This window comes from Streptomyces sp. NPDC006339 (assembly GCF_040612775.1).
GTDB lineage: Bacteria > Actinomycetota > Actinomycetes > Streptomycetales > Streptomycetaceae > Streptomyces.
This window is the reverse complement of record NZ_JBEXQW010000060.1, coordinates 12,563-38,604: the sequence shown is the minus strand read 5'-3', so window position 1 is coordinate 38,604 and position 26,042 is coordinate 12,563. Positions and strand designations below refer to the sequence as shown.

Below are 26,042 nucleotides of genomic sequence, written 5' to 3'. Positions count from 1 at the left end.
ACCGATCAGGCCCGGTCACAACCGGTCGCCGTCGGTCGTCACCGCCGGTCGGCACCGGTCGTACGGTGAAGGGCCCGGACCTCGCAGGAGGTCCGGGCCCTTCCGTGTTCCGCTACGAACAGGTCGTGCCGTACGCCGGGACCTCGCCGTCCAGGAAGTAGGCGTCGACCGTCCGCGTGGCGCACGCCGACGTGCCGTACGCCCCGTGCCCCTCGCCCTTGTGGGTGACGAGCACCCCGACCCCGTCGCCGAGCTCCTTCGCCATCTTCTCGGCGCCCTCGTACGGGGTGGCCGGATCGCCCGTCGTGCCGACGACCAGGATCGGGGCGGCGCCGGGCGCGCTCGCGTCGACGTCCGTGGTCTCGCCCTTCACCGGCCACTGCGCGCACCAGCCGGCGGTGTCCCAGGCCAGATAGGCGCCGAAGACGGGGGAGAGGCGGCGGAACTCCGGCAGCAGCGCCCGCGCCTGGGCCGCGGTCGGCCGCTCGGCCGAGTCGGCGCAGGAGATGGCCCGCTGGGAGTGCGACTGCGTCGCGTAGTGGCCGCTCTCGTCCCGGTCGTTGTACCAGTCGGCGAGCCGGAGCAACCGGGTGCCGTCACCCCGCTCGGCCTCCGCCAGAGCCTGCGTCAGCAGGGGCCAGTTGCCCTGCCCGTACAGCGTCACCGCGATCCCGGTGGTCGCCAGGCCCTCGGTGAGCCGCCGTTCGCCGACCCGCAGCGGCTCCCGGTCCAGCTTCCGCAGCAGTCGGGCGATCCGCTCGGTGCCGGCCTTCGGATCCTGGCCGGTGGACTTCAGATAGTTGTCGAGGGCACGCTGGAAGCCGATCGTCTGGTTGCGGGCGTGCCCGGCGGTGTCGGCGGTCGGGTCGACGACCGCGTCGAGGACGAGCCGGCCGACGCCCGCCGGGAAGAGGTGGGCGTAGGCGGCGCCGAGCTCCGTGCCGTACGACATGCCGAAGTAGTGCAGCTTCTCGTCGCCGAGGACCTGCCGGATCAGGTCCAGGTCGCGGGCCGTGTCGGTGGTCCTGGTGTGCGGGAGGACGGTGCCGGAGCGGCGGGCGCAGCCGGCGGCGAAGTCGGCGTTGTCCTTCAGGAAGGCGGCCTCCTCGGCGGGCGTGTCCGGGGTCGGGTCGACCGTCTTCTCGGCGGCGTCCTGGGCGGCGTCGTCGCGGCAGACCACGCCCGCGCTGCGGCCGACGCCGCGCGGATCGAAGGAGACCAGGTCGTAGCGTTCGCCCAGCTTCGCGTACTCCTGCGCGGCGCGCGGCAGGGTCTCGACACCCGAGGCGCCGGGGCCGCCGAAGTTGAAGAGCAGCGAGCCGATGCGCCGCTCGCGGTCGGTGGCCTCCTTGCGGACGAGGGCGACCGGGATGGTCGCGCCATCAGGCTTCGCGTGGTCGAGCGGGACGGTGACGGTCGCGCAGCGCCAGTCGGAGCCGGGCCGCTGCCCGCCGTCGGGCGCGGCGCAGGGCTTCCAGTCGGGTCGCTGCCCGGTCAGGGAGGCGGGCAGGGCCGAGTCCCCGGAGCCCCCGGGGGCCGAGGAGGCGGACGCGCGGGGCGGGGCGGCGGCGCCGGTCGTGGCGGGCGCGGGCGGGGTGCCGCCGCCGGAGCTCGTACAGCCCGCCGTGAGCAGTCCCGTGAGCGCTCCCGCGAGGGCGAGCCCCGCCCCCTTGCGTATGAGTCCGCTGCCGCTCGCCATGGCGCCCCCCGTGATCCGTTCCGGAGGGCCATCGTAGGCACCGCCCCGGCCCCCCGCGGTCCGACGCCCACCGTCTGCGGACCGCGTCTGCCAACCGGCCGTCTACCGGTCGTCTAGCGGCAGACGGTCCCGCTCGTCGGCACCTTGCCGTCCAGGAGGTACGCGTCGGTCGCCGCCTTCACGCACCGGTTGCCGCTGTTGTAGGCGCCGTGCCCCTCGCCGCGGTAGGTGAGCTCCACGCCGACGCCCTTCCCGAGGGCGTTCACCATCGAGCGGGTGCCCTCGTACGGGGTGGCCGGGTCGCCCGTCGTGCCGATGACCAGGATCGGGGCCGAGCCGGCCGCCGAGACGTCCGGGTGGTCCCAGGCGCCCGGCACCGGCCAGGAGGAGCAGCCGGTGAGGGCCCAGCCCATGAAGTCGCCGAAGACGGGGGAGACCTCGCGGAACCTCGGCAGCCGCTCCTTGGCCTGGCTGAGGGTGTAGCGCTCCTTGTAGTCCACGCAGTTGATGGCGGTGTTGGCGGACTGGATGTTGCTGTAGACGCCGTTCTGGTTGCGGCCGTTCATGGAGTCCGACAGGGCGAGCAGCAGGGCTCCGTTGCCGCCGTCGGCCTCGTCCAGGCCCTGCTCCAGATAGGGCCAGTACTCCTTGGAGTACAGGGCCTGAGCGATGCCGTTCGTCGCCTGGGTCTGGGTGAGCCGCCGGTCGCCGATGCCCTCGATCGGCTTCTTGTCGAGGGAGGCGAGCAGCTCGGTGACGAACCGCTCGATCTCGGCGACGGAGGAGCCGGGCAGGGTGCACTGGTCGCCGCGGGCCAGACAGTCCTTCGCGAAGTTGTCCAGCGCGAGCTGGAAGCCCTTCGCCTGGCCGAGGGCTCCCGCCTCCACGCCGGCCGACGGGTCGACCACGGCGTCGAACACGGCGCGGCCCACCTTCGAGGGGAAGAGATGGGCGTAGACGCCGCCGAGTTCCGTGCCGTACGAGATGCCGAAGTAGTGGAGCTTGTCGTCGCCGAGGACCCGGCGCATCAGGTCCATGTCGCGGGCGGCGTTCTCGGTGCCGAGGTGGGGGAGCCGCTCGCCCGAGTCCTTCTCGCAGCCGTCCGTGTACTTCTGCCGCGCGTCGGACAGGGCCCGCTCCTCGGCCGCGTCGTCGGGCATGAAGTCCAGCGCGTAGTAGGCGTCGAGCTCCTTGTCGGTAGCGCACTCCACGGGCGCGCTGCGGCCGACGCCGCGCGGGTCGAAGGAGACCAGGTCGTAGCGGGAGCGCAGCGTCTCGAACTTCTCGGCGAAGCCCGGCAGGCCGTTGACGCCGGAGGCGCCGGGGCCGCCGAAGTTGAACACGAGGGAGCCGATCCGCCGGCTCCGCTCCCGGGCCTTCGCCCGGATGAGGGCCAGGTCGACGGTCTCCCCGTCGGGCTCGGCGTAGTCGAGCGGCGCGGTCAGGAAGCCGCACTCCCACGGCGCCCCGCCGGGCAACGGCGACGGGGCGGGCCCGCCGCCCTCCGCCGCGGACGGCGGCCGGCACGGCGACCACTCCACCTTCTGCGCCGCGAGCCTGTCGAGCCCGGACGGCCCGCCGGTCTCGGGAGCCGCCTCCTTCCCCCCGTCGTCGGAGCACCCGGCGGTCAGCAGCAGGGCGGCGGTCGCGGTGGACAGAACGGCACGCTTGGCGACGGAGATCGACATGTCCCCATCGTCGGCCGCCCGGGTGCCCCCCGCGCGGGCGGAGGGCCATGCGGGTGGCCCGCGCCGCCCCGCGGCCGCCCGGCGTCGCGCGACCGCCGCTCGGGGAGGGCCGCTGGGCGTGGGGCCGCGGGGTTTACGCGCGGGGGCGCCGCCCCGGGCTCCCCGCGAGGTTCACCGCCCCGCCCCCCGCGAGGCCCGCCGCCCCGGGCTCCCCGTGAGGTTCACCGCCCCGGCTCCTGCGAGGCCCGCCGTCCCGGGCTCCCCGTGAGGCCGGGGCGGGCGCCCTGGACCGGGAGCGCGGCCCGGGCGCCCCGGGCCCCCGTGAGGCCCGCCGGGCGCCCCTGGCGGGGCCGCTGCCCCGTCTCCGTACGGGACGACGAGCGCCCGAGCGGGACTCGGCGACCCGGGGAGCCCCGCCCGCCGAAGCCGCCCGGCCCGGCTGCCTAGAGCGCTTCCCGCCTGGTCAGCCAGTTGAAGCAGAGCCAGCCCGGCAGGACCGGCAGCCACAGGGTCAGCAGGCGGTAGAGGAGCACGGCCGGGGTGGCGACCTCCAGGGGGAGGTGGCCCACCGTGACCAGGCCGACGGTGAGCGCGCCCTCGACCGCGCCGATGCCGCCGGGGGTCGGGGCCGCCGAGCCGAGCGCGTTGCCCGCGAGGAAGACCACGGCCACGCTCGCGAAGCTGATCGTCGCCTCGCCGTGCCCGAAGGCGCGGATCGAGGCGTCCAGGCACATCACGAACGCGCCGGTCAGCAGCAGCATGCCGCCGATGCCGGTGATCAGCTTCATCGGCCGCTGGAGCACGTCCAGCATGCGCGGCACCACGCCCGCGAACAGCGAGCGCAGCCGGGTCGACACGAACTTCCGCATGAAGGGGATCGCCGTCACCACGAGCACCAGCACCGCGACCGTCAGCAGACCGGCGATCACCGTCCGCGAGGGCGTGAAGGACTGCGACCTCTCCGTACCCGTCAGATAGCCGAACGACAGCAGCAGCAGGATGTGCGCCCCGAGCCCGAACAACTGGGAGGCGCCGACACTGGCGACGGCGAGCCCGGGCCGTACGCCCGCGCGCTGGAGGAAGCGGGTGTTGAGAGCGACACCGCCGACGGCCGCCGGGGCGACGATCTTCACGAACGAGCCGGCGACCTGCGCCACCACCGTCCGCCAGAAACCGACGCGCTCGGGCACGAAACCGAGCAGGCTCATCGCCGCCGCCACATAGCTGAACGCCGAGAAGAGCACGGCCGCCGCCACCCACCGCCAGTCCGCCTCGCTGATCGTCGACAGCGGCGTGCGGGCGATCTGCGAGAGCAGGAAGTACGCGGCGATGGCGCCCGCGATCAGACTGACCAGGGTGCGCGGCTTGATCCGCTCGAGCCGGACCGGTTCCACCGGCGCCTGCGGCCGGATCCGCAGCACCTGCTGCCGGATCTGCACCAGCAGGTCCTCCTCGCGGGCCTCGTCCAGGGCCTCGTCGAGGGCCCGCTTCTCGGCCTTCTTGTCGGCCTGCTTCTCCGCCCGCGCGGCCTTGCGTTCCTCCTTGCGCTCCTCCCGGCGGTCCTCGGGGCCGTCCACGAGCCCGGCCTGCGCCCGCGCCTCCGCCCGGGCCTGCTTGGCCAGCGCCGAGGCGGCGAGGACCGCCTCCCGCTCCCGCTTCGAGCGCTCCCGGGCGCGCCGGCGCAGCTCCGCGCGGGTCGACCGGCTCAGCGCGATCGGCTGCAACAGCGGCAGACAGTCGGCGATGGCGTCCGGGCCGAGCACCTCCACGGCCGTCGTCACCGCCCGCTCCGCCCCCACCCGCAGACCGAGCGTGGTGAGCAACTGGGCGATGTCCATCCGCAGCACCAGATCGCCGGCGGCGATCTCGCCGCCCCGCAGATCCGTCAGGATCACCTTGCCGGAACGATCCACCAGAATCGCGTCTCCCGCGAGCCTCCGGTGCGCGATCCTGCGCGACTGGAGCGCCTTCACCTGCCGCCAGGCGCTGCGCACCAGGTCGTCGGTGATCTCCGTGTCGTCCAGCGAGTCCAGGGTCCGGCCGCCCAGGTGCTCGTAGACCAGCATCACCGCGTCCGGGCCGAGCTCGGAGGTCGCGATCAGCTTCGGCGCGTTCGCGCCCGCCGCGATCGCCGCGTACGCGAGCAGCGCCTCCTGCTCCAGGGCCTGGCGCAGCGAGACGATGGAGCGGCGGGTGGTGATCGTGCGCAGGGTGATGCGCCGCCAGGCGCGGTAGAAGAAGCCGTGCGCCTGCTGCTCGCGGTCGACGACCGTCACGTCCAGCGGCGGCCCGTCCTCCAGGGTGACGATGTACCGGCGGCCCCGGTCCCCGCTGTCCGCCGAGTCCGGCACGCCCTCGGCGCGCAGCGCCGTCACCGGCCGGAAGCCGACCCGCCGCAGTCCGGCGAGCAGGGTCTGCCCGGTGGGCCGGACGTTGGGGGAGCCGACCGCGTACAGCGTCCCGTACGCCACGGTCCAGCCGATCAGCACGGTCAGGATGATCGAGAAGGCGGTGGTGTAGCCGGCGACCAGCATGGTGAACGCGTCGAGCAGCAGCACCACCCACAGCACCACCCGCCAGCGCGGTCTGCGGGCCATGCCGACGGCCGTCATGTACGCGATGACCGGCGCCAGGTAGTTGTGCACGGGGTCGGTGAGCCCGCCGCCGGCCTGGGGCTGCGTCAGCGCGTCCTGGATGGTCCCGGGCGCCGCCCGGGCCACCCACAGATCGGTGGCGAGGGTCACGCCGTGCGCGAGGACGGCCGCGAGGACGCCGTCGGCGATCCGCAGCCCGTCCCGCTTGACGAGCCGCTCGATGGCGAAGGCGACGGGGACGAGCAGGACCGCGATCGAGGACACCAGACCGGCGATCTTGACGAAGACGTCGGGTGCGCCGCCGGCGCCCTTGTTGATGTCCTGCTCGAGACCGGAGGTCGTGCCGTGGGCGAAGGCGGCGATGGCGACGACGAGGGCGATGGCGAGGACACCGATGAGCAGCCGCATCAGGTCGGAGGGGCGGTGCACCCGGGCGGCGAGCAGCGGTTCGTCACCGGAAACGCGCTCGGGCAGGCCGGGATCGGCCTCCCCCGGAGGCGGGATGTCGTGACCCATCACCATGTCCGTCTCTGCGTGCTCTGCGTGCGTGGTCGTCGTCGCTGCGTGTTCTTGATCTCGTATCACCAGTCACCGCCCGGACGATGGTGGCACGAAGGAGGGCCCCACGGAGGCATCAGGGGCCTGTCGGTGGGGTGAGGCAGGATGAGCCGAATGGAGAAGCAGGAGCGGATGCGCGAGCAGAGGCAGGAACTGCCCGAGCTGCCCGAGTATGCGGAACGGGTGCTTCAGGTCGCCGAGGAGATCCCACCCGGCCGGGTGATGACCTACGGGGACGTCGCCGAGTGGCTCGGCGAGGGCGGCCCTCGCCAGGTCGGCCGGGCCATGTCGCTGTACGGCGGCTCCGTGCCCTGGTGGCGCGTGGTGCGGGCGGACGGCGCGCTGCTGCCGGGACACGAGCGACGTGCGCTCGGTCACTACCGGGCGGAGGGCACTCCGCTGCGGGAACCCAAGGGGGGCCCGGTGAAGGTGGACATGCGCAGGGCGCGGTGGGACGGCACGGACGCGTGAGAAACGGGGCCGGGATCGCGTAACGTCGAGGCTCGCGCTTCTCACCGGAGCGCTCCGGGCGCTCTGTGTGCGGTGCGCGGGGTGCTCGCTGCGAGCGGCGCGAGCGCTGTACGTGACGTGTGCGGCGTGTGCGTTGTACGTGACGTACGTGCCGTGCGCGGCGTGTGCGTTGTGCGCGGCGTGCGCGGCACGGCCATCCCGACCACTCCTCCACAGACCCACCAGCAGGACCGGCGACCCACGTGACTTCCTCCTCCACCCTCCGTACGCGGGGACCCGGCGCGTACCGGCTGGTGCGGGCCGTACCGGCGCCGGTGCGGCCCCCTGTGCTTGACGCAGCACAGCGGGCGGTGGTTGAGCACACCGAGGGACCGTTGCTGGTCCTCGCCGGGCCCGGCACCGGGAAGACCACGACCTTGGTGGAGGCGGTGGCCGCCCGCATGGAGGCGGGCGCCGACCCCGAGCGGATCCTCGTCCTCACCTTCAGCCGCAAGGCCGCCGTGGAACTCCGTGACCGGATGGCCGCCCGGCTCGGCGGGCGGCGGCCCCCGCAGGCCACCACCTTCCACTCGTACTGCTACGCGCTGGTCCGCGCCCACCAGGACGCCGACCTCTTCGCCGAACCCCTGCGGCTGCTGTCCGGCCCCGAGCAGGACCTGGCCGTCCGGGAACTGCTCGCCGGCCACATCGACCTGGAGAAGGCCGGCCTCGGCGGCATCCGCTGGCCCGACGAACTGCGGGCCTGCCTCACCACCCGGGGCTTCGCCGACGAGGTCCGCGCCGTCATCGCCCGCTCCCGCGAGCTGGGCCTCGACCCGCGCGCCCTGGACGACTTCGCCCGCCGCGTGGGCCGCCCCGACTGGCGGGCCGCGGCCGGCTTCCTCGCCGAGTACCTGGACGTCATGGACCTCCAGGGCGTCCTCGACTACACCGAGCTCGTCCACCGGGCCGTCCTGCTGACCGAGTCCGCGGCGCCCGGCACGCTGCCCGCGTACGACGCGGTCTTCGTCGACGAGTACCAGGACACCGACCCGGCGCAGGTCCGGCTGCTGCGCGGGCTGACCGCCGCGGCCCCGACGGTCGTCGCCTTCGGCGACCCGGACCAGTCGATCTACGCCTTCCGGGGCGCCGACGTGAACGGCATCCTCGACTTCCCCGCCACCTTCGGCGGCTCCGTCCGCGTCCTCGGCACCTCCCGCCGCTCCGGCGCGGCGCTGCTGGCGGCGACCCGGCTGCTGACCCAGCGCATGCCGCTGCCCCGGCTGCCCGCGGCCGCGGCCCGCGCGCACCGAGAGCTCGCACCCGTACGGGACGGGGGCCGGGCCGAGGTCTACACGTACCCCACGCCCTCCACCGAGACCGAGAACATCGCCGACCTCCTGCGCCGCGCCCACCTGGAGGACGGCGTCCCCTGGCACGACATGGCCGTCCTCACCCGCGCCGCCGCCCCCCTCCCCGCCCTCCGCCGCGCCCTCACCTCCGCCGGCGTCCCCGTCGAAACCGACGCCGCCGACACCCCCCTCCGCCACGAACCCGCCGTCGCCCCCCTGCTCCTGGCCCTTCGCGCGGTGGCCACTGCCGCGGGCTCCCCGCCGCCCGGCCCAGCGCCGGTGGGCGGCGCCGACCCGGATGGCTCGGCACCCAGCGCCGAGGGCGCCGACGCGGCGGCGGACGCCGGCAACGGGCGTACGGCACCGGAGGGTGCGGCCGAGCCCGGCGCCGGTGACGCCGACGCGGCGGCGGACGAGCCGGTGGCGGCCACCAACGGGCCGGCCGTCGCCGAACCGGACGACCCGGGCCCCCGCTCAGCGGCCGTCGCCGAACCGGACGACCCGGACCCCCGCTCAGCGGCCGTCGCCGAACCGGACGACTCGGCCCCCCGCTCGGCGGCCCCCGCCGAGGAGGGCGCCCCCGACGTCGCCCCGCCCCCCTCCGGCGTCTGGCTCGACACCGAGACCGCGATCGCGCTGCTCGCGTCGCCGCTCGCCGGGATGGATCCGGCGGATCTGCGGCGGCTCGGGCGGGCGCTCAGGGACGAGGAGCGGGCCGGGGGAAACGCGGTGCCGGCGCCGTCGGACGTGTTGCTGGCGCGGGCGCTGGCCGAGCCGGAGCGTCTGGTCGCGCACGACCAGACGTACGCGCGCGGGGCGAAGCGGCTCGGGGAGCTGCTGCGCGCCGCGCGGAACAAGCTGGCCGCGGGCGGCACCGCCGAAGAGGCCCTCTGGCTGCTCTGGAACGGCACGCCCTGGCCCACCCGGCTCGAACGCGCCTCCCTCCGCGGCGGCCCGGCCGGCCGCAACGCCGACCGCGACCTCGACGCCGTCTGCGCCCTGTTCGAGACCGCCGCCCGCGCCGAGGACCGGGTCGGCGGCCGCGGCGCGCTCAACTTCCTCGAAGAGCTCGACGCCCAGGAGATCGCCGCCGACACCCTCACCCGCCGCCACACCCGCCCCGACGCCGTCCGCCTCATGACCGCCCACCGTTCCAAGGGCCTGGAATGGAGCCTCGTCGTCGTCGCCGGCGTCCAGGAGGGCCTCTGGCCCGACCTGCGCCGCCGCGGCTCCCTCCTGGAGGCCGACCGGATCGGCCGCGACGGCCTCGCCGAGCCCCTCACCCCCGGCGCCCTCCTCGCCGAGGAGCGCCGCCTCTTCTACGTCGCCGCCACCCGCGCCCGCGACCGGCTCGTCGTCACCGCCGTCAATGCCCCCGCCGAGGACGGCGACCAGCCCTCCCGCTTCCTCACCGAACTCGGCGTCGAGCCGAAGGAGGTCACCGGCCGCCCCCGCCGCCCCCTCGCCGTCGCCGCCCTCGTCGCCGAACTGCGCGCCACCACCGTCGACCCCGACGCCTCGCCCGCGCTGCGCGCCGCCGCCGCCGAGCGCCTCGCCCGCCTCGCCGCCCTCACCGACGAGGACGGCCACCCGCTCGTCCCCGCCGCCCACCCGGACCGCTGGTGGGGCCTCGCCGAGCCGACCCGCAGCGCCGTGCCGCTGCGCGACCGCGACCGCCCGGTCGCCCTGTCCGGCTCCGCCCTCGACCAGCTCGCGAACACCTGCGCCCTCCAGTGGTTCCTGGGCCGCGAGGTCAAGGCCGACGCCCCCGCCACCGCCGCCCAGGGCTTCGGCAACGTCGTGCACGTCCTCGCCGACGAGGTCGCCTCCGGCCGCACCCCCGCCGACCTCGACGTCCTCATGGCCCGCCTCGACTCCGTATGGGACGCCCTCGCCTTCGACGCGCCCTGGAAGTCCGCCCAGGAGAAGGAGAACGCCCGGATCGCCCTGGAGCGCTTCCTGCACTGGCACGTCATGGACCGCGCCGGCCGCACCCCCGCCGCCACCGAGCACGACTTCGACGTGACCCTCCCGGCCGGCCCGTACGAGGTCCGCATCCGCGGCTCCATGGACCGCGTCGAGGCCGACGAACAGGGCCGCGCCTACGTCGTCGACTTCAAGACCGGCAAGTCCGCGCCGACGAAGGACGAGGTCGCCCACCACCCGCAGCTCGCCGTCTACCAGCTCGCCGTCCGCGAGGGCGCCGTCGACGAGGTCTTCGGCGGCCGCACCCCCGAACCAGGCGGCGCCGAACTCGTCCACCTCCGCCAGGCCGCGCCCAAGAAGGAGGGCGGTGACGCGCTCCCCAAGGTGCAGGCCCAGCAGCCGCTGGACGGCGAGTGGGTCGGCGACCTCCTCGCCACCGCCGCCGGCCGCGTCCTCGACGAGCGATTCACCCCGACCACCGGCCAGCACTGCACCACCTGCGCCTTCCGCGCCTCGTGCAGTGCCCGCCCGGAGGGCCGCCACATCGTGGAATGACACCGCCCGCGGGCCCCCGCCGCGAAGTCGCGGCGACGGGCCCGCTCCGGCACCCTGTAAGGACCGGGTGTCTCGGGGAAAGTCGCGAGGAGGCTCGCATGACGACCCACACCAGCAGGCTCCGCGCCACGAGCATCGCCACCGCCACGACCACCGCCGTCGCCACCGCCCTCGTCCTGGGCGCCGCCCCGGCCGCCGTGGCCCAGTCCCCGCCGGCCGCCGTGCGGCAGGCCCCCAGCCCCTCGCCCGACCCCTTCAAGGGCCTCAGCGCCGACCAGATCGCCGACAGGGCCGTCACCGCCACCCAGTCCGCGACCTCGCTGCGGATGGCCGGCCGGGTCGTCTCCGACGACCAGCCGCTGGACGTCGACTTCTCCCTCAACGACAAGAACGAGTGCACCGGCGCCATCAAGCTCAAGGGCGGCGCCGCCGAACTCCGCCAGACCGGCAGGGTGACGTACATGAAGGGCGACGAGGCGTTCTGGCGGGCCTCGATGTCCGCCCAGCGGATGCCCCCGTCGCAGATCGACGCCACGATCGAACTGCTCAAGGGCCGCTGGCTGAAGATCCCCCAGGGACAGCCCGGCACCGAGGACCTGAGCGACGTCTGCGACCTGAAGGCGCTCCTCGACGACCTCGGCAAGGACAAGGAGCGGCGCACCGGCCTGACCCGCGGACCCGACGCCGAGGTCGACGGCACCTCCGTCGCCACCCTGGTCAAGAAGAAGGCCGACACCCGGACCGACACCGGCCCCGACGCCGACCGGGACACCCCCGAGACCACCACCGTCTCCGTGTCCGAAGAGGGCAAGCCGTACATCCTCAAGGTCGTGAAGACGGGCGGCGACGAGCCCGGCTCGGTGACGCTCTCCGAGTACGACAAGCCCGTGAAGGTCGTCGTCCCGCCCGCCGACGAGACCGTCGACCTCTCCAAGCTGGACCGCGGCACCCCGGCCTGAACGAGCACCACCGCCTGAGCGGTCGGGATTGTCGGTGGGTCCCGTTAGCCTCTTTGGAGTGACCGCACGCATCACCGACCCCGGGCAGCTCAAGGAGCTGCTCGGCATCCCGTTCACCCCGGAGCAGACGGCCTGCATCATCGCGCCGCCCGCCCCGCAGGTCATCGTGGCCGGAGCCGGCTCCGGCAAGACGACGGTGATGGCCGCCCGGGTGGTCTGGCTGGTCGGCACGGGCCAGGTCGCCCCCGAGCAGGTCCTCGGCCTGACCTTCACCAACAAGGCCGCCGGCGAGCTCGCCGAGCGCGTCCGCACCGCCCTCGTCCGGGCCGGCGTGACGGACCCCGAGGCCCTCGACGCCCTCGACCCCGACAACCCGCCGGGCGAGCCCCGCATCTCCACGTACCACGCCTTCGCCGGGCAGCTCCTCACCGACCACGGCCTGCGCATCGGCCTGGAGCCCACCTCCCGGCTGCTCGCCGACGCCACCCGCTACCAGCTCGCCGCCCGCGTCCTGCGCGAGGCCCCCGGCCCGTATCCCGCGCTCACCCGCTCCTTCCCCACCCTCGTCGGCGACCTCCTCGCCCTCGACGCGGAGCTGAGCGAGCACCTCGTACGGCCCGAGCGGCTCCTCGCCCATGACTCCGAGCTGCTCGCCGAGCTGGCCACCGCCAAGCTCACCAACGCCGACCTGCGCAAACTCCCCGAGGCCGCCGCCGCCCGCCGCGAGCTCCTCGACCTCGTCGTCCGCTACCGCGCCGCCAAGCGCTCCCGCGACCTCCTCGACTTCGGCGACCAGATCGCGCTGTCCGCCGAGCTCGCCACCACCCGCCCCGAGGTCGGCGCGATCCTCCGCGACGAGTTCCGGGTCGTCCTCCTCGACGAGTACCAGGACACCTCCGTCGCCCAGCGGCTGCTCCTCGCCGGCCTCTTCGGGCAGGGCACCGGGCATGCCGTGACCGCCGTCGGCGACCCCTGCCAGGCCATCTACGGCTGGCGCGGCGCCTCCGTCGCCAACCTCGACGACTTCCCCGAGCACTTCCCGTACGCGGACGGCACCCCGGCCACGCGCTACGCCCTCTCCGAGAACCGGCGCAGCGGCGGCCGCCTCCTCGACCTCGCCAACGGTCTCGCCGCCCCGCTGCGCGCGATGCACGCCGGCGTGGAGGCGCTGCGGCCCGCGCCCGGCGCCGAGCGCGACGGCGGCGTCCGCGTCGCCCTCCTCCCCACCCACGCCGAGGAGATCGACTGGATCGCCGACTCCCTCGCCCACCTCGTCCGCACCGGCACCCCGCCCGGCGAGATCGCCGTGCTGTGCCGCACCGCCGGCGACTTCCCCGCCCTCCAGGCCGCCCTCGTCGCCCGCGACGTCCCCGTCGAGGTCGTCGGCCTCTCCGGGCTGCTGCAACTGCCCGAGATCGCCGACCTGGTCGCCGTCTGCGAGGTCCTCCAGGACCCCGGTGCCAACGCCTCCCTCGTACGGCTCCTCACCGGCCCCCGCTGGCGGATCGGCCCGCGCGACCTGGCCCTCCTCGGCCGCCGCGCCCGGCTCCTCGTGCACCGGCCCGGCGACGATCCCGCCGACGCCGACCAGCGGCTCGCCGCCGCCGTCGAGGGCGTCGACCCGGCCGAGGTCGTCTCCCTCGCCGACGCGCTCGACACCTTCCTCGACTCCGGCGGCGGCGAGGACGACGGGCTGCCGTTCTCCGCCGAGGCCCGGGTCCGCTTCGCCCGCCTCGCCACCGAGCTGCGCGCCCTGCGGTCCTCGCTCGCCGACCCGCTGATGGACGTGCTGCACCGGGTCCTCGCCGCCACCGGCCTGGAGGTCGAGCTCTCCGCCTCCCCGCACGCCCTCGCCGCCCGCCGCCGCGAGACCCTCGGCAACTTCCTGGACATCGCCGCCGGCTTCGCCTCCCTCGACGGCGAGGCCACCCTGCTCGCCTTCCTCGGCTTCCTGCGCACGGCCGCGCAGTACGAGAAGGGCCTGGACAACGCGCTGCCCGGCGGCGAGAACACGGTCAAGGTGATGACCGCCCACAAGTCCAAGGGCCTGGAGTGGGACGTGGTCGCGGTGCCGGGCCTCGTCACCGGCCAGTTCCCGTCGACCCGCGCCCGCGAGTCCTGGACCGCCCAGCCCCAGGTCCTCCCGCACGCCCTGCGCGGCGACGCGGCCACGCTGCCGCGGCTCGACGCCTGGGACGCCGCCTCCCTGAAGCACTTCAAGGAGGAGCTGCGCGACCACCAGCACACCGAGGAGCTCCGCCTCGGCTACGTGACCTTCACCCGACCCCGCTCCCTGCTGCTCGGCTCCGCCCACTGGTGGGGCCCGTCCCAGAAGAAGCCGCGCGGCCCCTCGGACTTCCTCACGGCCCTGTACGAGCACTGCGCGGCCGGCCACGGCGAGATCGAGGCATGGGCGGACCCGCCGGAGGAGGGCGCCCAGAACCCGCTGCTGACCGCGGAACTGGCGGACCAGGCGTGGCCGCTCCCCCTGGACAAGGAGTCGCTCGCCCGGCGCCGGGAGGCCGCGGACGCGGTGCTGACCCGCCTGTGGGCGCTCGCCCCGCACAGCGGTGAGGACACCCCCGGAGGCGGCCGGCCCGCCCCCGACCCCGAGGACCTCTGGCTCCCGGACGACCTGGAAGACCTGGAGGGGTTCCCGGACGACCTGGAGGAGCTCCCTCCGTACGACGAGGAGGGAGAGGGGCAGAAGTTCGGCGGGGAGCCGCTCCCCGCCGAGCCCCACGTGCCCGCCCCCCGGGCCGAGCCCGAGCCCCTGTCCGCCGAGGACGCCCGCACCATCGCCTCCTGGGACCGCGACCTCACCGCCCTCACCGCCGAGCTCCACCGCTCCCGGGCGACCACCCGTGACGTCGTCCTGCCCGCCTACCTGTCGGCCTCCCAGGTGCTGCGGCTCGCCGCCGACCCCGACGGTTTCGCCAAGGAGCTGGCCCGGCCCATGCCGAAGCCGCCGCAGCCGGCCGCCCGGCGCGGCACGCGCTTCCACGCCTGGGTGGAGTCCCGCTTCGAGGAGCTGCCGCTGCCCCTGCTCGGCCCGGACGAGCTGCCCGGTGGCGAGGAGTTCGCGGGGGAGCCGGAGATCCTGGACGAGCGGGACCTGGACGCGCTCAAGGAGGCGTTCGACCGCACGCCGTACGCCCGCCGCACCCCGTACCGGGTCGAGGTCCCCGTCCACCTCTCCCTCGCGGGCCGGGTGGTCCGGGGCCGGATCGACGCCGTCTACCGCGACCCGGACTCCGGCGCGTACGAGATCGTCGACTGGAAGACCAGTCACCTGCGCAACGCCGATCCGCTCCAGCTCGCGCTCTACCGCCTCGCCTGGGCCGAGCAGCACGGACTCGACCCGGACGAGGTCGCCGCCGCCTTCGTGTACGTGCGGACGGGGGAGGTCGTACGGCCGTCGCGGCTGCCCGGCCGGGCGGAGCTCGAGGCCCTGCTGCTCGGGGCACCGGCCGAGGACGGAGCGGGTTCCGGCGCCGGATAGGCTCGGTGGCATGAGCCAGACCCCGGACAGCGCCGTCCACCCCGCAGGAACCGACACCGAGACCGGCACCGTCCGCGCGTACATCGAGCGGCACCGGGCCGCCTTCCTCGACGACCTCGCCGCGTGGCTGCGGATCCCGTCCGTGTCGGGGCAGCCGGAGCGGGCCGGGGACGTGCGGCGCAGCGCCGCGTGGCTGGTCGCCGCCCTGAAGGAGACCGGCTTCCCGACCGCCGAGGTGTGGGAGACCGACGGGGCGCCGGCCGTGTTCGCCGAGTGGCCGTCCGACGAGCCCGGCGCGCCGACCGTGCTCGTCTACGGCCACCACGACGTGCAGCCCGCGGCCCGCGAGGACGGCTGGCACACGGACCCGTTCGAGCCGGTGATCGCCGACGGCCGGATGTACGCGCGGGGCGCGGCCGACGACAAGGGGCAGGTGTTCTTCCACACCCTCGGGGTCCGCGCGCATCTCGCCGCCACGGGCCGCACCGCGCCCGCCGTGCACCTGAAGCTGCTGGTGGAGGGCGAGGAGGAGTCGGGCTCGACGCACTTCCGCGCCCTGGTGGAGAAGCACGCCGCCCGTCTCGCGGCCGATGTGGTGATCGTGTCCGACACCGGGATGTGGTCCGAGACCACCCCGACCGTGTGCACCGGCATGCGCGGGGTCGCGGACTGCGAGATCGACCTGTTCGGGCCGGACCAGGACATCCACTCCGGTTCCTTCGGCGGCGCGGTGCCGAACCCGGCCACCGTCGCCGGCCGGATCGTCGCCGCCCTCCACGACGCCGACGAGCGGGTCGCGATCCCCGGCTTCTACGACGGGGTCACCGAGCTCTCCGCCACCGAGCGGGCCCTCGTCGCCGAGCTCCCCTTCGACGAGGCCGCCTGGCTGGCCACCGCCAAGTCCCACGGCACCCTCGGCGAGACCGGCTTCTCCACCCTGGAGCGGGTCTGGGCCCGCCCCACGGCCGAGGTCAACGGCATCGGCGGCGGCTACCAGGGCCCCGGCGGCAAGACGATCGTCCCCGCCTCCGCCCACCTGAAGCTCTCCTTCCGGCTCGTCGCCGGACAGGACCCGGACCGGATCGAGACCGCCGTCCGCACCTGGCTGGCCGGCCTGGTCCCGGCGGGCATCCGCCACGAGATCGTCTTCGGCGCCCCGACCCGGCCCTGCCTCACCCCGCTCGACCACCCCGCCCTGAAGGCCGTGGCCGGCGCGATGAGCCGGGCCTTCGACGGCGCCACGGTCCGCTACACCCGCGAGGGCGGCTCGGGACCGGCCGCCGACCTCCAGGACGTCCTGGACGCGCCGGTGCTCTTCCTGGGCATCTCCGTCCCGTCCGACGGCTGGCACGCCCCGAACGAGAAGATCGAGCTCGATCTCCTCATGAAGGGCGTCGAGACGACCGCATATCTGTGGGGCGACCTGCCGACCGCCCTCCACGACGCCGAGCGCCCGGGGCCCGTCCGGCCATGATCCGGCGGCAGGCCCTGACCCACACACCGATCCGGGGGAGTTGGAAGCACCTGTGAGCACCCTGAACAACGCGTCCGCGGACCGCCCGATCTCGCTCACCGCTCCGAGCGGGATCGACCGCGCCGCCCACCACCGCCTCGACGAGGCGTGGCTGGCCGCCGCCTGGAGCCACCCGAAGACCCGGGTCTTCGTGGTCTCGGGCGGCCAGGTGCTGATCGACGACACCCCCGACGGCCGGACCGAGCTGGTCATGACGCCGGCCTTCGAGGCCCCGGTCACCGAGACCCACCGCTACTTCCTGGGCACGGACGCCGAGGGCGTCTCCTACTTCGCGCTCCAGAAGGACACCCTGCCCGGGCGCATGGACCAGTCCGCGCGGCCGGCCGGTCTGCGCGAGGCCGGGCTGCTGCTGTCGCCGCGGGACGCCGGTCTGATGGTGCACGCGGTCGCGCTGGAGAACTGGCAGCGGCTGCACCGCTTCTGCTCGCGCTGCGGCGAGCGCACGGTGGTCGCGGCGGCCGGGCACGTCCGCCGCTGCCAGGCGTGCGGCGCCGAGCACTACCCGCGCACCGACCCCGCCGTGATCATGCTGGTCACCGACGACCAGGACCGGGCGCTCCTGGGCCGCCAGGTGCACTGGCCCGAGGGCCGGTTCTCCACCCTCGCGGGCTTCGTCGAGCCGGGCGAGTCCATCGAGCAGGCGGTGGCGCGCGAGGTCTTCGAGGAGGCGGGCGTCACGGTCGGCGAGGTCGAGTACATCGCCAGCCAGCCGTGGCCGTTCCCGTCCAGCCTGATGCTGGGCTTCTTCGCCCGCGCGACCTCGGCGGAGATCAACGTGGACGGCGAGGAGATCCACGAGGCCCGCTGGTTCTCCCGCGAGGACCTGGCCGCGGGCTTCGAGTCGGGCGAGATCCTGCCGCCGTACGGCATCTCGATCGCCTCCCGCCTGATCGAGCTCTGGTACGGCAAGCCGCTCCCGAAGCCGGGCGACCTGGCCTGAGCCGGTCGCCGGTTGCCGGTCGCCGGTCGGCCGGGCCGTAAGCGGAATGCGGGACCGTCCCGGCGCCGGGCGCCGGGACGGTCTGTTTCCGGCCACCGGCGGTCGGCGGGGTCAGTGGGCGGCGATCACCAGCGCGAGCGTGATCAGCGCGGGGACGGTCTGGACGAACAGGATCCGGCGGCTCGCGGTGGCCGCCCCGTAGACGCCGGCCACGGCCACGCAGACGAGGAAGAACACCCGCGCCGCGAAGGCGACCGGCTCGTCCGCCACGGCGCCCCAGACCAGTCCGGCGGCGAGGAAGCCGTTGTAGAGGCCCTGGTTCGCGGCGAGCGCCTTCGTCCCGGCGGCGAACTCGGCGCTCGTGCCGAAGGCGGCCCGGGTGCGCGGGGCGGTCCACAGGAACATCTCCAGGACCAGGATGTACGCGTGCAGTGCGGCGACGGCCAGCACGGCCACGGTGGCGACGATCGACATGACCCCATGATCGCCCGGCCGGCCCCCGCAACGCCGGACCCCGGCCGGGCCGTGGGCCGACCGGGGTCTCGGAGGTCTCGCGAAGGGTGCCGCGAAGGGTGTGCGCGAAGGCGGGGTCAGGCGGCGAGGGCCTGCTTGACCTGGGCCAGGCTCGGGTTGGTCATGACGACCTCGGCGCCGCCGGCCGTCGGGGCGACGCGGACGGTCGGGACGGTCTGGTTGCCGCCGTTGGCCTGCTCGACGAACTTCGCCGACTCGGGGTCCTGCTCGATGTTGATCTCCGTGTACGCGATGCCCTCACGGTCGAGCTGGCTCTTCAGCCGACGGCAGTAGCCGCACCACGTCGTGCTGTACATCGTCACAGTGCCCTGCATGGCCAGGCGCTCCTCAAGTTCGCGGGTGGATGCGATGAGGAAGAACGTACGCCTTCGGCCGACCATTCCCGGAACGGTGTTCGTATGACCGGCGCCACCCGCCTGTGGACAACCCGCCGCACCGACCCCTCGGAACCTGGCAGCATGGCGGGGTGACAGCAGCAACGCACTCCCCCCTTTTCCCGCAGGTCCCCGAGTCGGCCGACGCGGTGCTCGACGGGCTCGACCCGGAGCAGCGCGAGGTCGCCCTGGCCCTGCACGGCCCGGTGTGCGTCCTCGCCGGAGCCGGCACGGGCAAGACGCGCGCCATCACCCACCGCATCGCCTACGGGGTGCGGGCGGGCATACTCGCGCCCGCCAGCGTGCTGGCCGTCACGTTCACCAACCGCGCCGCCGGCGAGATGCGCGGCCGGCTGCGGGAGCTCGGCGCGGGCGGCGTCCAGGCCCGCACGTTCCACTCCGCCGCCCTCCGCCAGCTCCAGTACTTCTGGCCGAAAGCCGTCGGTGGAGAGCTGCCCCGGCTCCTGGAGCGGAAGATCCAGTTGGTCGCCGAGGCCGCCGCGCGCTGCCGGATCCGGCTCGACCGGAACGAGCTGCGGGACGTCACGGGCGAGATCGAGTGGGCCAAGGTCACCCAGACCGTTCCCGCCGACTACCCGGCCGCCGTCGCCAAGTCGGTCCGCGAGGCCCCGCGCGATCCCGCCGAGATCGGCCAGATCTACGCGATGTACGAGCAGCTCAAGCGCGACCGCGATGTGATCGACTTCGAGGACGTGCTGCTGCTCACGGTCGGCATCCTCCAGGACCGCCACGACATCGCGGACCAGATCCGCCGGCAGTACCAGCACTTCGTGGTCGACGAGTACCAGGACGTCTCCCCGCTCCAGCAGCGGCTGCTCGACCTGTGGCTCGGTGACCGCGACAGCCTCTGCGTGGTCGGCGACGCCAGCCAGACGATCTACTCCTTCACCGGCGCCACCCCCGACCACCTGCTGAACTTCCGGGTCCGCCACCCCCAGGCGACCGTGGTCAAGCTGGTCCGCGACTACCGCTCCACCCCCCAGGTCGTCCACCTGGCCAACGGGCTGCTCAGCCAGGCCCGCGGCCGGGCCGCCGAACACCGCCTGGAGCTGATCTCCCAGCGCGACCCCGGCCCCGAGCCCGTCTACACCGAGTACGCGGACGAGCCCGCCGAGGCCGAGGGCACCGCCCGCCGCATCCGCGACCTGATCGCCGCCGGCGTCCCGGCCGGCGAGATCGCCGTTCTCTACCGGATCAACGCCCAGTCGGAGGTCTACGAGCAGGCCCTCGCCGACGCCGGCGTGCCCTACCAGTTGCGCGGCGCCGAGCGCTTCTTCGAGCGCCAGGAGGTCCGCGAGGCGGGCGTGGCGCTGCGCGGCGCCGCCCGCGCCGGGGGGAACGACGCGCTGCTCGACGACGCCGAGGACCTGCCCGCCCAGGTCCGGGCCGTGCTCTCCACCAAGGGCTGGACCAGCGAGCCGCCGGCCGGCTCCGGCGCCGTCCGGGACCGCTGGGAGTCGCTGGCCGCGCTCGTCCGGCTCGCCGAGGACTTCGCCCGCGCCAAGCCGGGGGCCACCCTCGCCGACCTGGTGACCGAGCTCGACGAGCGGGCCGCCGCCCAGCACGCCCCCACCGTCCAGGGCGTCACGCTCGCCTCGCTGCACGCCGCCAAGGGCCTGGAGTGGGACGCCGTCTTCCTGGTCGGCCTCACCGAGGGCATGATGCCGATCACGTACGCCAAGACCGACGAGCAGGTCGAGGAGGAGCGCCGCCTGCTGTACGTGGGCGTGACCCGGGCCCGGGTCCACCTCAGCCTGTCCTGGGCGCTCTCCCGCTCCCCGGGCGGCCGCGCCTCCCGCCGCCCCACCCGCTTCCTCAAGGGCCTGCGGCCCGGCTCGGGCTCCCTCGGGGCGTCGGGCGCGGGCGGGGGAGGAGGCATCGAGCGCGGCAGCGGCTCCGGGCGGCGCAAGCGGCGCGGGCCGGTGCAGTGCCGGGTCTGCGGCGCCACGCTCACCGAGGCCGGCGAGATGAAGCTGATGCGCTGCGAGGGCTGCCCCTCCGACATGGACGAGGGGCTGTACGAGCGGCTGCGGGAGTGGCGCTCGGAGCAGGCCCGGGAGCTCGGCCAGCCCGCCTACTGCGTGTTCACCGACAAGACGCTCATGGCGATCGCCGAGCGCGTGCCCGGCTCCGACGGGGAGCTCGCCGCGATCTCCGGCGTGGGCGCCCGCAAGCTGGACCGCTTCGGCGCCGACGTTCTCGCCATCTGCGCAGGTGAGGAGCCCGGCGGAAGCGACGACGAGGTGTGAGCAAAACTCGTGGGAAAAATAGTTTGCGCCCGCCCCGTCAAGCCCCATAGGTTCTTAACCACGGAAACAGCGGCTTCTTCGAAGCCCTGTCTTCGTGCTGTACTTGTCCAAATGAACATGAGGGTCCGGCTCACCCCGAGCCCTCCGAGACGCCGAGAGGAGGCGATTCCAGTGATCAGCACCATCAAGAACATCAAGACCCGCACCGCCAAAATGACCGATCGCTCGGTCGTCTCCGCCTGCTCGCTCGGCGCCTCCGCCGTCGCGTCCTCCGTGCTCCTTGGCAGTGGTCTGTCCGGCGCCGGCCTGCCCGTTCTCGGCATGCCCGGCCTCCTGATGGACCGGCCGGAGCGCAATGAGCGACCGACCAAGGCACTGGAAGCAGGAGTGGTGGGCACGGCCAAGGCCGCTGCCTATGGCTTTGCGGCGACCGGTGCCGGCATTCAGCAGCAGACGACGCAGCACCACACGATGTGGGCCTTCCGTGGGCTCGAACCCTGGAGTGATCCAGCCTGATCGACGATCAGGCCGGCGCCTTCAGGGCCGCGGAACCCCATCAGGGATCCGCGGCCCTTCTGTTTGTCCCCGAACGGGGCTGACGGAGCGAGGGGGCCTCGGGACCAGCAGAACCCGGTACCAGCCAAACCCCGGCCAACAGGCCGGAACGACCAGACGAGGAAGAAAACCCGTGCAACTCGAAGCGCACGCCCCGTCCGTACCGCCTTCCGAAACGATCCCCCCGCCCGGCCTCACGGAGGACTCCGCCTTGACCCCCCTCGCCCCCCTCACCGCGCTCACCGCGCTCGACGACGCCATCGAGAACCTCGGTGTGCCCGTCCCCTGCCGCTCGTACGACCCCGAGGTCTTCTTCGCCGAGTCCCCGGCCGACGTCGAGTACGCCAAGTCGCTCTGCCGGACCTGCCCGCTCATGGAGGCATGCCTCGCCGGCGCCAAGGAGCGCCGCGAGCCCTGGGGCGTCTGGGGTGGGGAGCTCTTCGTCCAGGGCGTGGTCGTGGCCCGCAAGCGGCCCCGTGGCCGCCCGCGCAAGAACCCGGTCGTCGCATGACCGCCATCACCTGGGGGGCGACCCCCAACCTCACGCGCACCGGAACCATTGACCGCCCCCTCACGCACGATCCCCAGAAGCAGGCCCCGATGACCTCGTCCGCCCACGAGCCCTCCGGCTCCGCGACCCCAGACGTTTCGATCAGTGGTGCGAACCGCTCGCGCCAGAACAGGACCCGTGAAATGCAACTCATTCCAGAAGCCCTGGCCCGTGCCCATATGCACGACCGCCTGCGGGAAGCCGACGCGGAACGCCAGGCCGTGCGCCTGGTCGCCGCCCGGCGGATGCAGCGGCGCGCCGAGCGCGTGTCGATGCGCGCCCGCCGCGCGCTCGCCATGGCCGTCATGCACTGAGCCAGGCACCCTTCCCACCGCGGGGGCCGGTCCGAACGGACCGGCCCCCGCGGTGCGTTGCCCACGCTGCGGGTGGCCGCCGGGTTATCGTCACCAAGGTGAACGACGCCACCACCCCGGAGCACCCCTACGTCTGCGCCCGCTGCGGCAGGACCGCCCCGGAACTGCCCGTGACCTGGACCTGCTCGGTGGAGAACGGCACCCGCCACTACTTCTGCGAGGACTGCGCCCGCGCCAACCTCAGGGCCATCGAGGGCCGCCTCGACTCGTCCTGGTGGTGACCGGCCCCGCTCAGACCGGTTCCTCCTCCACGAAGCCGGGCAGCCACTCCTCCAGCTCGTCCCGCAGCCGCACCGTCGCGCCCAACTGGCACAGCACCCCGATCGTGCTCAAGGTCACACGGTGTATCAGCAGATACGAGGGCGGCAGATTGAGCTGCTTGCCCAACTGGTGCGCGGGGGAGCGGGGATCGGCGAGCCGGGCGGCCTGGGCGCGCATCCAGCCGCGGGTGAACCCGAACGCGTCCACCTCGGCCGGCTCGATGATCGGCAGCAGATACTCCAGGACCTCGTCCGGGTCGAGCGCGACGGACTCCTTCACGAAGCCCTCCGCGCACAGCAGTTCGTAGACCCGCTCCGCCCGCCCGGCAAGCGTCATGCGCAGACAGGTGCCGATCGTCTCCGGAAGGCCGCCCGGCAGCCGGTCCACGGTGCCGAAGTCCAGCACCCCGAGCCGCCAGGACCCCGGGTCGCCGTCCTCGCCCTCGGGCCCGGGCAGCAGCCGGAAGTTGCCGGGATGCGGATCGGCGTGCAGCAGGCCCGTGCGCGCGGGCCCGGAGAAGAGGAAGCGGGCGAGCAACTGCCCGGCCCGGTCCCGCTGCTCCGGTGTGCCGTCCGCGATCACCTCCGACAGCGGGACGCCTTCCATCCACTCCGTCACCAGCACCTGCTCCGACTGGTGCACCACCGCCGGCACCACCACGTCCGGGTCGTCCGCGAACTCCTCCGCGTGCGCCCGCTGCGCCGACGCCTCCAGGCCGTAGTCCAGCTCCTCCGCGACCCGGTCGCGCAGCTCCGTGATCAGGGGCTTGATGTCCATGCCGGGGATCAGCGGCCCGAGCAGCCGGGCGAACCGGCCGAGCTGCGCCAGGTCCGACAGCAGGGCGTCGCCCGCCCCCGGATACTGCACCTTCACCGCGACCTCGCGGCCGTCGTGCCACACCGCCCGGTGCACCTGCCCGATCGAGGCGGCCGCGGCCGGCTTGTCCTCGAACTCCAGGAACAGCTCCCGCCACCCCTCGCCGAGCCGTTCGGCGAGCACCGTGTGCACGGTCCGCGTCGGCATCGGCGGCGCGGCGTCCTGCAGCTTGGTGAGCGCCGCCCGGTAGGGCCCGGCCACCTCCTCGGGCAGCGCCGACTCGAAGACGGACAGGGCCTGCCCGAACTTCATCGCGCCGCCCTTCAACTCCCCGAGCACACGGAACAACTGCTCCGCCGTGCGCTGCTGGAGCTCCCGCGCGACGATCTCCGCCGACTTCCCACCGATCCGCTTTCCCAGGCCCCATGTGGCCCGCCCGGCGAAGCCGAGCGGCAACGCGGCCAGTTTGGCGGTCCGGGTGACCGCCTTCCGGGGAAGATCAGACATGCGCCCTCCAGGTCCCAGACTGCCGTGCCACGCGGAGTCGTTACCCCGCCATTGTGTCGTGCGCACTCCCGGACGCCGAGGCGCGCTCCCCTTCCACGCCGCGATGCGCCCCGCACGGACACGCCGGGTGGGCCCGCACCGGCGCCGAACGCCAGTCGAGCAGCGGCAACGACACCTCCCAGCGCGCGCCCACGCTGGACGGCAGGTCCCCGTCCAGGAAGGCCAGGGCGTGCCCGGCGGCGAGCCCCGCGACCGCCGTCGCGAGCCCCACGTCGCAGGCCGGCAGCGGAGGGGCGGCGCCGGAGCGCCATTGGGCCGGGAGACGCGGCCAGACCGGCTCCCGGTCGGCCCGCTCCCGCTGCATGCACCCCGCGCACGCGGTCCCGCCGGGCAGCACCAACGGGCCCACCACACCGGTGGCTTCGAGCACGCCCGCGTACAGATGGGGCGTGCCGGTGGTGAGCCACGCCTCGGCCGGCAGCGGATCGGGCACATACGCCCCGAGACCGTCCCGCGGGGTCACCACGACGAGGGACAGACCGGGCTCGCCGCCTGCGTCACCCGGTGCGGCCCGGCCCCCGCCGGGCGGCCGCCCGCCCGGAGCCGCCCGCCGCACGAGCCGCCGGGCCGCCACCGCCCGGCGCTCACCGACGGCCTCGGCCGGCAGTCCGGCGGGCGAGACCTCCCACGGGGCGACGGTGCCGGAGTCCAGGACCTCCACCCGCCCGACGCCCGCCGCCGACAGGAGCGCCGCCACCGCCGCGCCCACCCGTCCCGCGCCGCGCACCTGCACCCGCAGCGACCGCCGGGCGGCCAAGGTCCTCGGCGCCCCGTCCGGCGCCCGGTGCACGACGGACAGCGAGGCCAGGTCCGCGCGCACCGGATCGAGCTCCGCGTCCGCCCGCTCCGGCCGCCCGGCCGAGGGCCCGCCCGGCGGTCCCCCGGGTGGCCGCACCGACGCGTCGGCGATCAGCCCGGCGGCGGCGAGCCGGCCGATCAGGGCTTCGAGCCGGCCGTCGGCGAGACCGAGGGCCGCCGCCTCCGCCCGCAGCAGATCCATGCCGCGCGTCCCGTCGAGCAGACCGATCAGACTGCCGGTGGTCGTGTCGACCGGCCCCAGGACTACCGCGTGCGCGGGTGTCACCCCGAACTGCACGTACTCCAGATTCCGCCAGGCACGCCGCAACGCCGGTTTCACCATCGGATGCATGACCCACCCCCGTGAACGATCTTTCGCTCGGTCCTTCCGCAGCTCAGATTGCCGGGGCCGCGCGGGCGGCGCGGAAAGTTGTCCACAGGGTGAGGGATTAATCATTCGAATGGTGCGGGACTTCGCGTGCTGACAGCGGGTAACGTCGGGGCCGTGCCGGCCGACCCACAGCGCAGCGTGACCAGCGGACCCTCCCGCGGCTCCGGGGCGGGCGCGGTCGAGGTCCGCAGGAGCTCCCGCCGCAGCCGCACGGTCTCCGCCTACCGCGAGGGCGACCGGACGATCGTGCTCATCCCGGCCCGGATGTCGGAGGCGGAGGAGCGGCGCTGGGTCACCGTGATGCTGGACAAGCTCGCGGCCCAGGAGAGCAGGAGCGTCCTCGGCGACCGGGAGCTGACCGAGCGCGCCGAGCGCCTGTCGGAGCAGTACTTCGGCGGGCGGGCCCGCCCCACGTCCGTCCGCTGGGTCACCAACCAGAACACCCGCTGGGGCTCCTGCACGCCCTCCGAGGGCAGCATCCGGCTCTCCCACCGGCTCCAGGGCATGCCGGAGTACGTCGTCGACTACGTCCTGTGCCACGAGCTGGCCCATCTGCTCGTGCCCGGCCACGGGCCGCGGTTCTGGCGGCTCCTGGAGGCGTATCCGCGCACCGAGCGGGCCCGCGGCTATCTGGAGGGCGTGGTGGCCGCCGCCCGGTTGCCGCGGCCGCCGGACGTGCGCGGAGAGTGACGCCGTCCTGCTGCGGTTCTGTACCGATCGCGTACGGGCTTGCCGCGATGTCACGAGCAGCCGTTAGCCTGGCGCGACGCATTCGTAATTCGGGATGGGGGACGG

19 protein-coding genes are annotated in these 26,042 nt (G+C 74.3%); 12 read left to right on the top strand and 7 right to left on the bottom strand.

What is annotated here, in order from left to right:
• Nucleotides 1–112: 112 nt before the first annotated feature.
• The 3 genes from ABZ135_RS33700 to ABZ135_RS33690 all read right to left on the bottom strand — a co-directional run bounded on the left by ABZ135_RS33700 (nt 113) and on the right by ABZ135_RS33690 (nt 6,497).
• Nucleotides 113–1,699, bottom strand: a complete 1,587-nt coding sequence (locus ABZ135_RS33700) for an alpha/beta hydrolase (protein ID WP_356701314.1) — start codon at nt 1,697–1,699, stop codon at nt 113–115.
• Between the two features lie 113 nt (nt 1,700–1,812).
• Nucleotides 1,813–3,387 (bottom strand): alpha/beta hydrolase, encoded by a 1,575-nt coding sequence (locus tag ABZ135_RS33695; RefSeq protein ID WP_356701313.1) that lies wholly within the window; start codon nt 3,385–3,387, stop codon nt 1,813–1,815.
• 443 nt (nt 3,388–3,830) lie between these two features.
• Nucleotides 3,831–6,497, bottom strand: coding sequence for a lysylphosphatidylglycerol synthase transmembrane domain-containing protein (locus ABZ135_RS33690; RefSeq protein ID WP_356701311.1), 2,667 nt, complete (start codon nt 6,495–6,497; stop codon nt 3,831–3,833).
• 147 nt (nt 6,498–6,644) lie between these two features.
• On the opposite strand from ABZ135_RS33690, the gene ABZ135_RS33685 reads away from it, so the two are divergent.
• The 6 genes from ABZ135_RS33685 (at nt 6,645) to nudC (ending at nt 17,757) form a co-directional block, all read left to right on the top strand.
• Nucleotides 6,645–7,010 (top strand): MGMT family protein, encoded by a 366-nt coding sequence (locus tag ABZ135_RS33685; protein ID WP_356701309.1) that lies wholly within the window; start codon nt 6,645–6,647, stop codon nt 7,008–7,010.
• Nucleotides 7,011–7,303: 293 nt separating this feature from the next.
• Nucleotides 7,304–10,822, top strand: a complete 3,519-nt coding sequence (locus ABZ135_RS33680) for an ATP-dependent DNA helicase (RefSeq protein WP_356701327.1) — start codon at nt 7,304–7,306, stop codon at nt 10,820–10,822.
• Nucleotides 10,823–10,920: 98 nt separating this feature from the next.
• Entirely contained in the window at nt 10,921–11,781 is an 861-nt protein-coding gene (locus ABZ135_RS33675; protein WP_356701308.1) for a hypothetical protein, read from the top strand.
• A 58-nt stretch (nt 11,782–11,839) separates the two neighbouring features.
• Nucleotides 11,840–15,283, top strand: coding sequence for an ATP-dependent DNA helicase (locus ABZ135_RS33670; protein ID WP_356701306.1), 3,444 nt, complete (start codon nt 11,840–11,842; stop codon nt 15,281–15,283).
• Nucleotides 15,284–15,293: 10 nt separating this feature from the next.
• Complete coding sequence (locus ABZ135_RS33665) at nt 15,294–16,757, top strand: dipeptidase (protein ID WP_356701304.1); 1,464 nt, start codon at nt 15,294–15,296, stop codon at nt 16,755–16,757.
• A gap of 52 nt (nt 16,758–16,809) precedes the next feature.
• Nucleotides 16,810–17,757, top strand: coding sequence for an NAD(+) diphosphatase (nudC, locus tag ABZ135_RS33660; RefSeq protein ID WP_356701303.1), 948 nt, complete (start codon nt 16,810–16,812; stop codon nt 17,755–17,757).
• A gap of 111 nt (nt 17,758–17,868) precedes the next feature.
• Here nudC and ABZ135_RS33655 read toward each other — a convergent pair whose 3' ends face one another.
• Both ABZ135_RS33655 and ABZ135_RS33650 read right to left on the bottom strand, forming a co-directional pair.
• Nucleotides 17,869–18,231 (bottom strand): DUF1304 domain-containing protein, encoded by a 363-nt coding sequence (locus ABZ135_RS33655; protein WP_356701301.1) that lies wholly within the window; start codon nt 18,229–18,231, stop codon nt 17,869–17,871.
• Between the two features lie 116 nt (nt 18,232–18,347).
• On the bottom strand, nt 18,348–18,605 hold the full coding sequence (locus ABZ135_RS33650) for a mycoredoxin (protein ID WP_356701299.1): 258 nt from the start codon (nt 18,603–18,605) through the stop codon (nt 18,348–18,350).
• Nucleotides 18,606–18,757: 152 nt separating this feature from the next.
• Here ABZ135_RS33650 and ABZ135_RS33645 point away from each other — a divergent pair, with 152 nt between their 5' ends.
• The 5 genes from ABZ135_RS33645 to ABZ135_RS33625 all read left to right on the top strand — a co-directional run bounded on the left by ABZ135_RS33645 (nt 18,758) and on the right by ABZ135_RS33625 (nt 22,635).
• The gene (locus ABZ135_RS33645) at nt 18,758–20,935 is read left to right on the top strand and encodes an ATP-dependent DNA helicase UvrD2 (RefSeq protein WP_356701297.1); all 2,178 of its coding nucleotides are present in this window, start codon (nt 18,758–18,760) and stop codon (nt 20,933–20,935) included.
• A gap of 213 nt (nt 20,936–21,148) precedes the next feature.
• Nucleotides 21,149–21,451: a hypothetical protein gene (locus ABZ135_RS33640; protein WP_356701325.1), complete on the top strand. Its 303-nt coding sequence runs from the start codon at nt 21,149–21,151 to the stop codon at nt 21,449–21,451.
• 172 nt (nt 21,452–21,623) lie between these two features.
• Nucleotides 21,624–22,001: a WhiB family transcriptional regulator gene (locus tag ABZ135_RS33635; RefSeq protein WP_356701295.1), complete on the top strand. Its 378-nt coding sequence runs from the start codon at nt 21,624–21,626 to the stop codon at nt 21,999–22,001.
• Entirely contained in the window at nt 21,998–22,354 is a 357-nt protein-coding gene (locus tag ABZ135_RS33630) for a hypothetical protein (RefSeq protein WP_356701293.1), read from the top strand. The genes ABZ135_RS33635 and ABZ135_RS33630 overlap by 4 nt, the downstream gene beginning before the upstream one ends.
• A gap of 98 nt (nt 22,355–22,452) precedes the next feature.
• Nucleotides 22,453–22,635 carry a hypothetical protein gene (locus tag ABZ135_RS33625; protein ID WP_356701291.1) on the top strand — a complete coding sequence of 61 codons (183 nt, stop codon included), beginning with the start codon at nt 22,453–22,455 and terminating at the stop codon, nt 22,633–22,635.
• Nucleotides 22,636–22,645: 10 nt separating this feature from the next.
• On the opposite strand, the gene ABZ135_RS33620 is transcribed toward ABZ135_RS33625, so the two are convergent.
• Nucleotides 22,646–23,998, bottom strand: coding sequence for an AarF/ABC1/UbiB kinase family protein (locus ABZ135_RS33620; protein ID WP_356701290.1), 1,353 nt, complete (start codon nt 23,996–23,998; stop codon nt 22,646–22,648).
• A gap of 40 nt (nt 23,999–24,038) precedes the next feature.
• The gene (locus ABZ135_RS33615; RefSeq protein WP_356701288.1) at nt 24,039–25,208 is read right to left on the bottom strand and encodes a ThiF family adenylyltransferase; all 1,170 of its coding nucleotides are present in this window, start codon (nt 25,206–25,208) and stop codon (nt 24,039–24,041) included.
• Between the two features lie 153 nt (nt 25,209–25,361).
• Between ABZ135_RS33615 and ABZ135_RS33610 the strand changes: the two genes are divergently transcribed.
• The gene (locus ABZ135_RS33610) at nt 25,362–25,937 is read left to right on the top strand and encodes a M48 family metallopeptidase (RefSeq protein ID WP_356701286.1); all 576 of its coding nucleotides are present in this window, start codon (nt 25,362–25,364) and stop codon (nt 25,935–25,937) included.
• Nucleotides 25,938–26,042: the final 105 nt, after the last annotated feature.

What these genes read in the sequence shown, in the direction of transcription:
- ABZ135_RS33700 (WP_356701314.1), bottom strand. Translation starts at nt 1,699, where the DNA reads ATGGCGAGCGGCAGCGGACTCATACGCAAGGGGGCGGGGCTCGCCCTC.
- ABZ135_RS33695 (WP_356701313.1), bottom strand. Translation starts at nt 3,387, where the DNA reads ATGTCGATCTCCGTCGCCAAGCGTGCCGTTCTGTCCACCGCGACCGCC.
- ABZ135_RS33690 (WP_356701311.1), bottom strand. Translation starts at nt 6,497, where the DNA reads ATGGGTCACGACATCCCGCCTCCGGGGGAGGCCGATCCCGGCCTGCCC.
- ABZ135_RS33685 (WP_356701309.1), top strand. Translation starts at nt 6,645, where the DNA reads ATGAGCCGAATGGAGAAGCAGGAGCGGATGCGCGAGCAGAGGCAGGAA.
- ABZ135_RS33675 (WP_356701308.1), top strand. Translation starts at nt 10,921, where the DNA reads ATGACGACCCACACCAGCAGGCTCCGCGCCACGAGCATCGCCACCGCC.
- ABZ135_RS33665 (WP_356701304.1), top strand. Translation starts at nt 15,294, where the DNA reads ATGAGCCAGACCCCGGACAGCGCCGTCCACCCCGCAGGAACCGACACC.
- ABZ135_RS33655 (WP_356701301.1), bottom strand. Translation starts at nt 18,231, where the DNA reads ATGTCGATCGTCGCCACCGTGGCCGTGCTGGCCGTCGCCGCACTGCAC.
- ABZ135_RS33650 (WP_356701299.1), bottom strand. Translation starts at nt 18,605, where the DNA reads ATGCAGGGCACTGTGACGATGTACAGCACGACGTGGTGCGGCTACTGC.
- ABZ135_RS33640 (WP_356701325.1), top strand. Translation starts at nt 21,149, where the DNA reads ATGACCGATCGCTCGGTCGTCTCCGCCTGCTCGCTCGGCGCCTCCGCC.
- ABZ135_RS33630 (WP_356701293.1), top strand. Translation starts at nt 21,998, where the DNA reads ATGACCGCCATCACCTGGGGGGCGACCCCCAACCTCACGCGCACCGGA.
- ABZ135_RS33620 (WP_356701290.1), bottom strand. Translation starts at nt 23,998, where the DNA reads ATGTCTGATCTTCCCCGGAAGGCGGTCACCCGGACCGCCAAACTGGCC.
- ABZ135_RS33615 (WP_356701288.1), bottom strand. Translation starts at nt 25,208, where the DNA reads ATGCATCCGATGGTGAAACCGGCGTTGCGGCGTGCCTGGCGGAATCTG.